This is a genomic window from Novosphingopyxis baekryungensis DSM 16222, assembly GCF_000420305.1.
In the GTDB taxonomy this organism is placed as follows: Bacteria; Pseudomonadota; Alphaproteobacteria; order Sphingomonadales; family Sphingomonadaceae; genus Novosphingopyxis; species Novosphingopyxis baekryungensis.
Map to the genome: position 1 here is coordinate 313,902 of NZ_ATUR01000002.1, position 12,057 is coordinate 325,958.

Annotated in this window: 8 protein-coding genes; all 8 read left to right on the top strand. The window is 63.1% G+C overall.

Translation table 11 applies throughout. The features are described from left to right. Position 1: 1 nt before the first annotated feature. The 8 genes from purU (at position 2) to G410_RS0101640 (ending at position 12,016) form a co-directional block, all read left to right on the top strand. On the top strand, positions 2-859 hold the full coding sequence (purU, locus tag G410_RS0101605; protein ID WP_022671912.1) for a formyltetrahydrofolate deformylase: 858 nt from the start codon (positions 2-4) through the stop codon (positions 857-859). Between the two features lie 17 nt (positions 860-876). Then, entirely contained in the window at positions 877-1,713 is an 837-nt protein-coding gene (fghA, locus tag G410_RS0101610; protein WP_028970929.1) for an S-formylglutathione hydrolase, read from the top strand. A 111-nt stretch (positions 1,714-1,824) separates the two neighbouring features. Continuing rightward, a complete protein-coding gene (locus tag G410_RS0101615; protein WP_022671914.1) occupies positions 1,825-3,327 on the top strand; it encodes a CoA-acylating methylmalonate-semialdehyde dehydrogenase in 1,503 nt (500 codons plus the stop codon). Positions 3,328-3,349: 22 nt separating this feature from the next. Next, a complete protein-coding gene (locus tag G410_RS0101620) occupies positions 3,350-3,610 on the top strand; it encodes a hypothetical protein (protein WP_156851821.1) in 261 nt (86 codons plus the stop codon). A gap of 36 nt (positions 3,611-3,646) precedes the next feature. Then, positions 3,647-4,987 carry an ABC1 kinase family protein gene (locus tag G410_RS0101625; protein ID WP_022671916.1) on the top strand — a complete coding sequence of 447 codons (1,341 nt, stop codon included), beginning with the start codon at positions 3,647-3,649 and terminating at the stop codon, positions 4,985-4,987. 97 nt (positions 4,988-5,084) lie between these two features. Beyond that, entirely contained in the window at positions 5,085-8,237 is a 3,153-nt protein-coding gene (gene ileS, locus G410_RS0101630) for an isoleucine--tRNA ligase (RefSeq protein WP_022671917.1), read from the top strand. A gap of 192 nt (positions 8,238-8,429) precedes the next feature. Further along, positions 8,430-10,691: a glycosyltransferase family 4 protein gene (locus G410_RS0101635; RefSeq protein WP_022671918.1), complete on the top strand. Its 2,262-nt coding sequence runs from the start codon at positions 8,430-8,432 to the stop codon at positions 10,689-10,691. Between the two features lie 41 nt (positions 10,692-10,732). Then, entirely contained in the window at positions 10,733-12,016 is a 1,284-nt protein-coding gene (locus tag G410_RS0101640; RefSeq protein WP_022671919.1) for a glycoside hydrolase family 130 protein, read from the top strand. Positions 12,017-12,057: the final 41 nt, after the last annotated feature.

Consider the following 12,057-nt stretch of genomic DNA (forward strand, 5'->3'; position numbering starts at 1 on the left):
CATGAGCGACGAATGGATCCTCACCCTCAGCTGCGCTGACCGGGTGGGGATCGTTGCCGGTGTCAGCCGTTTTCTGGCGGATCATGACGGGTTCATCGTCGACAGCCAGCAATATGCCGATCTGGAGACGGACCGTTTTTTCATGCGGGTACGGTTCGTGCCGCGCGGAGAGCGGTTTCCGCCACCAGGGCGGATGCACGCGGCCTTTGCGCCCGTGGCAGCTGCGCTGGCGCTGGACTGGACGCTGACGCAGGCCCGCGACAAGCCGCGCGCTGTGGTGGCGGTTTCGCGCGGATCGCATTGTCTCGCCGATCTGCTCCACCGGCAGGCGAGCGGCGCGCTGGCGATGGATATGGCGGCGGTGGTCTCCAATCATGACAATCTGCGCGCAATGACCGAATGGCATGGGCTGCCTTTCCATCATCTGCCGGTGGATGATGCCAGCAGGCCTGCACAGGAAGCGGCGATCCTGTCTATCATGGAGGAGAGCGGCGCCGATTATCTGATATTGGCGCGCTATATGCAGGTTCTTTCGTCCGATCTGGTCGAGCGGCTGGCCGGGCGCTGCATCAATATCCATCACAGTTTTCTGCCGGGTTTCAAAGGCGCGCGGCCTTATCATCGGGCGCATGCGCGCGGCGTGAAGCTGATTGGTGCGACGGCGCATTTCGTGACGTCGGAGCTGGACGAAGGCCCGATCGTCGAACAGGCGGTGGAGCGGGTCGATCACCGGGATTCGGTGGACGACATGATCCGCATCGGGCGTGACATAGAAAGCCGGGTGCTGTCGCGCGCCGTCGATGCGGTCGGCGCGCGCCGTGTATTTTTGAATGATGGAAAGACGGTGATTTTTCGATGAGCAAGGACGGCGGCAGCATGGATACCAGTGCAATCAACAAGGCCAATGGCGGGCAGCAGGGCGTCTACAAACATGCGAGTGAAAGCACCGGTACGGACATGGTCTTCTCGGTCTTCGTGCCGCCGCATGAGGAAGGCGCGAAGCTCCCCGTGCTCTGGTACCTTTCCGGGCTCACCTGCACGCATGCGAATGTGACCGAGAAGGGCGAATATCGCGCCGCCTGCGCGGAGCAGGGCATCATCTTTATCGCGCCCGACACCAGCCCGCGCGGTGAGGATGTGCCAGATGAGGATGTCTACGACTTCGGCAAGGGCGCGGGCTTTTATGTCGATGCGACCGAGGAGCCCTGGGCCAAACATTTTCGTATGCGCAGTTATATTGAGGACGAGCTGCCCGCGCTGATTGCCAAGAATTTCCCGATGGCGGATATGCAGCGCCAATCGATCACCGGGCATTCGATGGGCGGCCATGGCGCGCTGACCATCGGTCTGCGCGGCGGCGAGCGGTTTCGCTCCGTCTCCGCCTTTTCGCCTGTCGTATCGCCGATCAACTGCCCCTGGGGTGAAAAGGCGCTGGGCAAATATCTCGGCGATGACCGTGCCGCCTGGCGCTTGCACGATGCCTGCGCGATGATTGCCGATGGCGCCCGCGTCCCGGAGCTGCTGGTGGAGCAGGGCACGGCGGATCAGTTTCTGGAAGAACAGCTGAAACCGCAATTGCTGCAGGAAGCCTGCCACAAGGCCGGGATCGACCTCACCCTCAACATGCGCGAGGGTTATGACCATAGCTATTATTTCATCTCTACCTTTTTGGGCGATCATGTCCGCTGGCATGCCGAGCGGCTGAAGAAATAAACCGCACAGGGGCTGCAATCTTGTTCGGGCACGAAGTCGTGCTTTCTAGAGCGAACGCCTAGGCGCTTCGCACGTTATACGTATAATCGACGACATTCTCAGGAGACATCCATGCGCATTATCGACCATTTCATTGCCGGCGAAAGCAGTGGCGGGGGATCACGCACATCGGATGTGTTCAATCCCAATGACGGCAGCGTGCAGGCCAAGGTCCCGTTGGGCGATGCTGCGCTGCTCGACAAAGCGGTGGCGGCGGCGCGGGCGGCGCAGCCCGAATGGGCGGCGACCAATCCGCAGCGCCGTGCGCGCGTGTTTTTCAAGTTCAAGCAACTGGTCGAGGCGGACATGGAAAACCTCGCCGAAATGCTCAGTTCCGAGCATGGCAAGGTGATCGCGGATTCGCGCGGCGATGTGCAGCGCGGGCTCGACGTGATCGAATTCTGCTGCGGCATTCCGCATGTGCTGAAGGGGGAATATACCCAAGGTGCCGGCCCCGGTATCGATGTCTATTCGATGCGCCAGCCGCTCGGCATCGGCGCGGGCATCACGCCGTTCAACTTCCCCGCGATGATCCCGATGTGGATGTTCGGCCCAGCCATCGCAGCGGGCAATGCCTTTATCCTGAAGCCCAGCGAGCGCGACCCCAGCGTGCCGCGCCGTCTGGCCGAACTGTTCCTCGAAGCCGGTGCGCCGGAAGGAATTTTGCAGGTGGTGCAGGGCGACAAGGAGATGGTCGACGCCATCCTCGATCATCCGGCGATCGGCGGGGTCAGCTTCGTCGGCAGTTCGGACATCGCGCATTATGTCTATCAGCGCGGCGTCGCGGCGGGCAAGCGCGTGCAGGCCATGGGCGGCGCGAAGAACCACGGTATCGTAATGCCGGATGCCGATCTCGATCAGGTGGTCAGCGATCTCAGCGGTGCGGCCTATGGGTCGGCCGGGGAGCGCTGCATGGCGCTGCCCGTGGTCGTGCCCGTGGGCGAGGATACCGCCGAGCGGCTCAAGGAAAAGCTGCTCCCCGCCATCGAGGCGCTGCGCGTCGGTGTCTCCACCGATGCCGAGGCGCATTACGGCCCGGTCGTGAATGCCGCGCACAAGAAGCGCGTGGAAGACTGGATCCAGAAGGGCGTGGATGAGGGCGCGGAGCTGGTCGTCGATGGGCGCGGGTTCAAGCTGCAGGGCCATGAAGAAGGCTTTTTCATCGGCCCCAGTCTGTTCGATCATGTCACGCCCGAAATGGAAAGCTACAGGGAAGAAATCTTTGGCCCCGTGTTGCAGATCGTGCGGGCCAAGAGCTTTGACGAGGCCGTCGCGCTGCCCTCCAAGCATCAGTATGGCAATGGCGTCGCTATCTTCACGCGTAACGGCCATGCCGCTCGCGAATTCGCGGCCCGCGTGAATGTCGGCATGGTCGGCATCAACGTGCCGATCCCGGTGCCGGTGGCCTATCACAGCTTCGGCGGTTGGAAGCGCTCGGCCTTTGGCGATACCAACCAGCATGGCATGGAAGGCGTGAAGTTCTGGACCAAGGTGAAAACCATCACCCAGCGTTGGCCGGATGGCACGGCAGACGCGGACAGCAAGGACGCCTTCGTCATTCCGACGATGGGCTAACCATCAGCAAAGGACAGCCAAGATGCAGATTTTTAGAACAGCCTCGATAGGTTTGGCGGGTCTTCTGCTTCTGTCCGCGTGCTCGCAGGCGGACGAGAATGCGACGGCCACGTCCGACGCCGAATCGGCCGGCGAACAGGACGGCATGAATTATGATGCTGCGTCACAGGAAAATGCTGCGGCAGCCGATGCACCGGTGGAGCAGCAGGTGCAAGATGGCGCCGTTCCCGGCGTCGCGCCAACGGCGACAGACGCAGATACCGGGGCGGGCACAGGCTCTTGATGCGTTGCGACAAGGCTGGCGGCGGTCCTGCGCGTCATGGGTGACGATGATGACGCCCCGGCGGACCGGCGCCGCCAGCGTGCGGTGCCGAGCGGTCGGCTGTCCCGGCTCGGCTCGTTCGGCAAGCTGGCAGGCGGTGTAGCCGGCGGGATGATCGGCGAAGGCGCGCGCAGACTTGCCGCTGGCGAGCGTCCTCGGATGAGCGATATGCTGCTGACCCCCGGCAATGCCAAAAAGGTGGCCGATCAGCTTGCCCATCTGCGCGGCGCGGCGATGAAGCTGGGTCAGATGATTTCCATGGACGCAGGCGACATGCTGCCGCCCGAGCTGGCCATGATCATGGCGCGGCTGCGGGATCAGGCGCAGCATATGCCGCCGGGGCAGCTCAAGACGGTGCTCGCAGACGCTTGGGGCCCGGACTGGCGGCAGCGCTTCACGCGATTCGGCCCAACGCCGGTGGCCGCCGCCTCCATCGGGCAGGTGCACCGCGCAACGACGAAAGACGGGCGCGATCTGGCGATCAAGGTGCAATATCCCGGTGTCGCCCGAAGCATCGACAGCGATGTTGACAATGTGGCGACCCTGCTGCGCGTCAGTGGCCTTGTGCCCAAATCGCTCGATCTTTCGCCGCTCCTTTCGGAAGCCAAGACGCAATTGCGCGAGGAGGCCGATTATGAGCGAGAGGGGCAGGAGCTGGAACGCTTTGCCGCGCTGCTGGCCGATGATCCGCGCTATATCGTCCCCCGGCTGGATCCCGAATTCACCACGACTGACATTCTTGCCATGACCTTTGTCGAAGGCGCGCCGATCGAGAGTATCGAAGCCGAGCCGCAGGCGGTGCGCGATACGGTGATCGGCAACCTGATCGAGCTGGTCCTGCGCGAGCTGTTCGATTTCGGCCATATGCAGACCGATCCGAACTTCGCCAATTATCGCTATCAGGCGGACGAGGGGCGGCTGGTCCTGCTCGACTTCGGGGCGTCGCGGGCCATCGAGCCGCGCGTATCGGCGGCGTATCGCACATTGCTCTCCGCCGTATTCAAAGGCGACCGGGACAAGGTGCGCGAGGCGGCGATCGATGCGGGTTTCCTCGGCCCGGCAGCGGCGGCCAAGCACCGCGCGCTGGTCGACCGGATGATCGACATCATCCTGGTCGAGATCGGCCGGCCCGACCGCTTCGACTTCGGCGACCGTGCGTTCGTATCCGTGCTGGCCGAAATGGGGCAGGACATGGCCGAGGACCGCGCCACCTGGCATCTGCCGCCCGCAGACCTGATCTTTGCCCAGCGCAAGATCAGCGGCACGGCGCTGCTCGCCGCGCGGTTGAAGGCGAAGGTCGACATCCGCGCGCTGGCGGCACCCTATCTCACCGGTTGAGGTCCGCGCCCGCCGAGGCCCAGCTTTGTTGCATTGCCGCGCGGTGCGGATTACCTGACGGTGGCTTGCCTCTTGGCCTCCAACCGAAAGCGTCATCTTGTCCAAATCCACGCCCTATCCCGTGATCGATCCCTCTCCAGACGTGCCGCGCATGGAGGCAGACGTGCTGGAGTTCTGGAAAAACGAGAAGATTTTCGAGCGGTCGGTGGACGAGCGTCCGGCCGAGATTGATGGCGAAACCAACCAGTTCGTCTTTTACGACGGCCCGCCCTTTGCCAATGGTCTGCCGCATTATGGGCATATGGCGACGGGCTATGTGAAGGATCTGGTGCCGCGTTTCCGCACGATGCAGGGGCGGCGGGTCGAGCGGCGTTTCGGCTGGGATACGCACGGGCTGCCTGCCGAGATGGCGGCGGAGAAGGAACTCGGCATTTCCGGGCGTATCGCCATCCTCGATTACGGGATGGACAAGTTCAACGATTATTGCCGCGAGTCCGTGCTGCGCTACACCAATGACTGGCAATATTATGTCGAGCGGATGGGCCGCTGGGTCGATTTCGAGAATGATTACAAGACCATGGACCCGACGTTCATGGAATCCGTGCTGTGGGCGTTCAAGACGCTCTACGACAAGGGGCTGGTCTATCGCGGCAGCCGCGTGGTGCCCTATAGCTGGGCAATGCAGACGCCGCTGTCCAATTTCGAGACGCGGCTGGATAACAGCTACCGGGAGCGGCAGGACCCGGCGCTCACCGTGCTGTTCAAGCTGAAGGAGCCGCTCAAGGATGGCAAGCCCGCGCATCTCGCCGCCTGGACCACCACGCCGTGGACATTGCCGTCCAACCTCGCGCTCGCGGTCGGCCCCAGCTTCGATTATGCGATCCTGGAGAAGGACGGCGAGCATGTCGTCGTCGCCGAGGCGCTGGTCGAGGCCTATGCCACCGAGCTGGAAGCCTATGAACAGGTCGGTAGCATCACCGGTGCGGAGCTGGCGGGCCGTTTCTACGAGCCGCTATTCCCCTTCTTTGCCGATGCCCAGAATGCGTTTCAGGTCTTCGCCGCCGATTATGTCACGCTGGAAAGCGGCACCGGCATCGTCCACACCGCGCCCGCCTTCGGTGAGGACGATATGGAGCTGGGCCGCGCCAACGGCCTGCCGCTGATCGCGCCGGTCGACGATCAGGGCAATTTCACATCCGAAGTGCCGCCCTATCAGGGCATGAACATCTTCGATGCGAACAAGGACATCATCAAGGATCTGAAGGCGGATGGCGTTGTGCTGCGGCACGAAACCTATCTGCATAATTATCCGCACTGCTGGCGCACGGACACGCCGCTGATCTACAAGGCGATCGACGCCTGGTATGTCGAGGTGACGGCGTTCAAGGACCGGATGGTCGAGCTCAACCAGGGTATCGACTGGATTCCGGGGCATGTGAAGGACGGTCTGTTCGGTAACTGGCTGGAGAATGCGCGCGACTGGAATATCAGCCGCAACCGCTTCTGGGGTTGCCCCATCCCGGTGTGGATGAGCGACGATCCGCAATATCCGCGCATCGACGTCTATGGTTCGCTGGACCAGATCGAGGCCGATTTCGGCCGTCGCCCTGCCGATCTGCACCGCCCGCATATCGACGAGTTCACCCGCCCCAATCCGGACGACCCCACCGGCAAATCCACCATGCGCCGCGTGACCGAGGTGCTGGATGTCTGGTTCGACAGCGGATCGATGCCGTTCGCGCAGCTGCATTACCCGTTCGAGAATAAGGAGCAGTTCGAGGCGAACTTCCCGGCCGATTTCATCGTGGAATATATGGCTCAGACCCGCGGCTGGTTCTACACGCTGATGGTGCTGTCCACCGCGCTGTTCGACAAGGCGCCGTTCAAGAGCGTGATCTGCCACGGCGTGGTGCTGGGCGAGGACAAGCAGAAGCTGTCCAAGCGGCTGCAGAATTATCCCGACCCGGTGGAAGTGCTGTCCGAATATGGCTCCGATGCGCTGCGCGTCTATATGCTCAGCAGCTCACTTCTTTCGGGCGGCGATCTGATCATCCATTCGGATTCGCGCGGCGTGCAGGATGCGCTGCGCCGCACGATCCTGCCGCTGTGGAACGCCACCTATTTCTTCACGCTCTACGCCAATGCCGATGGCTACAAGGCTGCGCTGCGTGCCGACAGCAAGGACGAGCATGACCGCTATATCCTGGCCAAGACGCGCGAGCTAGTGGAGACGCTGACGGCGCGGCTGGAGGCGAACGATATTCCCGGTGCATATGCGCTGATCGGGCCGTTTCTCGAGGTGTCCAACAACTGGCACATCCGCCGCAACCGCGCGCGCTTCTGGGGCGCGGAAGTCACCGACGACAAGCGCGATGCCTTCGACACGCTCTACACCATGCTGGTGACGGTGAGCCAGGCGCTCGCGCCGCTGATGCCGTTCGTGACGGAAACCATTTATCGTGGGCTGACCGGCGAGACATCGGTGCATCTGGCCAGCTGGCCAGATGTGTCCGCCTTCCCGCAGGAGGTGGATCTGATCCGCGACATGGATCTGGCGCGCGATGTGTGCGGGGCCGGGCTGTCCACGCGCGTGCGCCAGCAGATCCGCCTGCGCCAGCCGCTGCGGCAGATGACCATCGCCCATCCCGAGGTCGATCGCCTGCGGCCGTTCGCGGATACCATCGCGGACGAGCTCAATATCAAGACGCTCGCCTTCGAGACGGACCCGACATCGGTTGGCGATCTGGTGCTCAAGATCGATCCGCGCCGCATCGGCAAGCAGCTGGGGCCGAAGATGAAGGACGTCATCACCGCCTCCAAGAAGGGCGAATGGACACGGCGCGACGATGGCATCGTGGAGATTGCCGGCGTGGAAATTGGCGAGGAGGATTATGATCTGCGCGTCACGACCTCCAACGAGCAGCAGGATGCGCAGATGTTCGACGGTGGGCGCGGCACCGTAGTGCTCGATCTGGAATTGGACGACGATCTGCGGGACGAGGCGCGGGCGCGCGATTTCGTGCGCCATGTGCAGGACAGCCGAAAGGCCGCCGGGCTGGACGTGTCGGACCGTATCGTGATCCGCGCCGAGGCGGAGGGCGATCTCGCCCGCGCGCTGGAAACCCACCGCGACTATGTGCTGGGTGAGACGCTGGGCAACGCGCTCAACATCGGCGATCCGGGGGTTAGCGCCGAAGCGTTCCAGATTGACGGTGAGACCACCAGGATCAGCGTGGAGCGTGCCAGCTGACCGGCATGGGTGAAACGTCGATAACAGCCTAAAAACAAGGCCTTAAACGGGTGTCCGCCGCTGCCAAGCGGCTGGGCTTAACCTATGCTGCATTGCAACCAAAAGCGTCTGTCATGCATTGTTAGGGCACCTGGTCTGGAACGCGCATAGGCGCGAAACGGGCCGGGCCCTTCACATAGGAACGGGCCTGACATGATCGACGCGCAAGCTCCCATCAAGCCTCGGATCGGGCATATCGCCCTGATCGGCAATGCTTTGCCCCGCCGCTGCGGCCTGGCGACCTTCACCAGCGACACCGCCAATGCGGTCCGCAGCGCCTTTCCGGACATAAGGCTCGATCATTATGCGATGGATGACGGCACCGGCATCGCCTATGCGGACGACGTGCATGCCATCCCGATGCATGCGCGCGCCGCCTATGGCGAGGCCGGGCGCGCGATTGGCCGGTCTGGCGCGGACATGCTTTGGATCCAGCATGAATATGGCATCTATGGCGGGGCGGCTGGCGACTATCTGCTGGACCTGATCGATGCGGTGTCGATCCCCATCGTCACCACCTTGCACACCCTTCTGGAAAATCCGTCCGCCGACGAACGGCGCGTGCTGAACAGGCTGATCGCGCGCTCGTCCAAGCTGATCGTGATGGCCGACAAGGGGCGTACCATTTTGAAGGACATCTTCGATGTGCCGGCTGGCATGATTGAGGTGATCCCGCATGGCGTGCCGGACCGCGCCTTCGTCGACCCGGAAGAGATGAAGCCGCGTTTTGATCTTGCCGGTCGCAAGGTCATCCTCACCTTCGGTCTGCTGGCGCCGGACAAGGGCATTGAGACGATGATCTCGGCCATGCCCGCCATCGTCGCGGACCATCCCGATGCGCTCTATATCGTGCTGGGCGCGACCCACCCCAATCTGAAACGCCATGAGGGCGAAGCCTATCGCGAAAAACTGGTCGCGCTCGGGGCGTCGCTGGGCGTCTCCGCGCAGCTGCGCTTCATCGACGCCTTTGTCGATACGCCCGATCTGCTCGACTGGCTGCAGGCCGCCGATGTGTATGTGACGCCCTATCTGAAAGAGGGTCAGATCACGTCCGGCACGTTGAGCTATGCCGTCAGCATGGGCAAGCCGGTGGTCTCCACGCCCTATGTCCATGCGCGCGAGATCCTGGCCGGAGAGCATGGCCTGTTGGTGGATTTTGGCGACAGCAAGGGACTGGCGAGCGAAGTCTCGCGCCTGCTGGGCGATGAGGAGGCCAGGTTGCGCCTGGCCCATCGCGCCTATTCGCTGGGCCGGACGATGGTCTGGGAGCGGATGGCTCACCGGGCCATCGGCTTCTTCGAAGAGATTGCGCGGGCCAAACGCATCCGGCTCGTCACGCCGATGACTGCCGATTATCTTGCGCCAGACCCCGCTGCGGTTCTGCGCATGAGCGATGCCACCGGCATGCTGCAGCACGGGCTCTATTCCGTGCCGGACCGTGACCATGGCTATTGTCTGGACGACAATGCGCGCGCGCTGATCCTGATGTGCCGCCTGCCCGAAATGGATCCCGATGACCGGGCGCACTGGACCAATGTCTACGCCGCCTTTCTGCAGCATGCCTGGAATGGCGATGCCAAGCTGTTTCGCAACTTCATGGGGTTTGACCGGCGCTGGCTGGAACGCGAAGGTTCCGAAGACAGCAGCGGGCGGGGCGTCTGGGCGCTGGGCGTGGCGGCGCTGGAAGCGGCTGAACCGCGTCACCGCGAATGGGCGGCCTGGCTGTACGATCAGGCTGCGCCCTCGCTTGGCCATGTCGGCTCTCCGCGGGCGATGGCGTTCGTCATGCTGGGCGCGGCGGCCATGGCGCAGGTCAAGCGGGGGCATGATATCTCCACCGACCTGCTGAACCGCTTCGGTGACGAGCTGCTGCGGTTGCTGGAGGCTACGCGCCGGCCGGACTGGCCCTGGTTCGAAGCGATGCTGGCTTATGACAATGCGCGCCTGCCAGAGGCCCTGATCCGCGCGGGCATGGTGCTGGGGCGGCAGGATTATGTCGATTGCGGGCTGGAGACGCTGGACTGGATCCTGGCGCAGCAACATGCGCCCGAGGGCCATTTCCGCGCCATTGGTTCGGATAGCTTCGGCCGCCAGTTCCAGGCCCCGCAACGCTTCGACCAGCAACCGCTGGAAGCGCAGGCGGTGATCGACGCCTGTCTCGCCGCGCATGATGCAACCGGCCAGACGCGCTGGGCAGAGGCGGCGCATCGCGCTTATCGCTGGTTTCTGGGGGACAATGATCTGGGCCTGATGGTGGCCAGTCCGGGCGATCAGAGCTGTCATGACGGTCTGATGCCGACGGGGCTGAACCGCAACCAGGGCGCGGAATCCATTCTGGCGCTGCAGCTGTCCAGCTGCGCCATTGCGCGCCTGCCATCGGTCTCCAGCCAGCCGGAAAATGCGCAGGTGGCGTAATAGTCATTGAGATTGCGGCGCGCAGTCTCCAAGCGGGGGCCATGTTGGACACCCATAATCATCCGCTGCGCCTCTATGCCGATCCGTCGCGCGTGGTGGTCCGTCCCTTCCACCTCGCCTGGCAGGCCAAGGGCCTGTCGATGAGCCGATCCGAACGGCTGGTGTCCGAAGTGCTGGAGATGGACGAGCGCGAGGCGCAGAAGCAGCTGGCCGCCGTATTGAAGGATTTCGAGCCGCGCCATTGGCAGACGCGCCGCGTGTTCATGTCCCGCTTTGAGGAGATTGACGCCCAGATGGAAGCGCCGATGGGCGATATCGGCGACACCAAGCGGCAGCTGATCGGTGCCTATTTCTGCCACGAATACAGCTATGCCGCCGCCGCCATCATGAACCCCAGCGTGGTGCCGCATTTTGACCAGACCGGCATGCCCAAAGGGTCCATCCGGTTCATCATGTCGCTGCGCACGGTGGGCGAGGGGCATATCAGCTCCGTCGCTTTTCGCGAGGGCATCGCCACCGACGATGGCAAGCTGAAGCTTGCGCCCGAACCGCCGTTCGCCACCGCCGCCGATACGGCAACGGGCGAAGAGGAAATTCCCGAAGGTCCCGTCACCGTGCTGCGCCACCGCGACAGCACCCTGTCCGGCACCGTGATCTTTCCCATCACCGATGCGCAGCGCAATGGGCTGGAAGATCTGCGGCTGGTGCAGTTCACCCATGATGATGGCAGCATGGAGTGGTTGGGCACCTATACCGCCTATTCGGGGCGCGAGATCCAGTCCGAGCTTCTACGCACGCATGACTGGCGCGAATTTCATCTGCGCCCGATCGCCGGCGCGGCCTCGCGCAATAAAGGCATTGCCCTGTTCCCGCGCAAGATCGGCAACCGCTATATGGCAATCGGCCGGCAGGACGGGGAAAATCTGTTCCTGCTGCAATCGGACTCGCTGGAACATTGGGATGGCGGCGAAAAGCTGCTGGCCCCCAAATACCCATGGGAGTTCGTGCAGATCGGCAATTGCGGATCGCCGATCGAGCTGGACGAAGGCTGGCTGCTGCTTACCCATGGCGTGGGTGCGATGCGCAAATATTCAATCGGTGCTGTGCTGCTGGACAAGGATGATCCATCCAAGGTCATCGCACGGTCCAGCGAACCCATCCTGGCCGCAGCGGATGCGGACCGGGAGGGGTATGTGCCCAATGTGGTCTATACCTGCGGCGCAATGCGGATCGGCGATCTGCTATTCCTGCCCTATGGCATTGCCGACAGTTCGGTCGCCTTCGCCTTCGTGCCGATCACCGAGCTGCTGGCCCGCCTGAAATAGCACCCCGCGCCCGCCAATGCCTGCTTGCGGTGATACAGGCC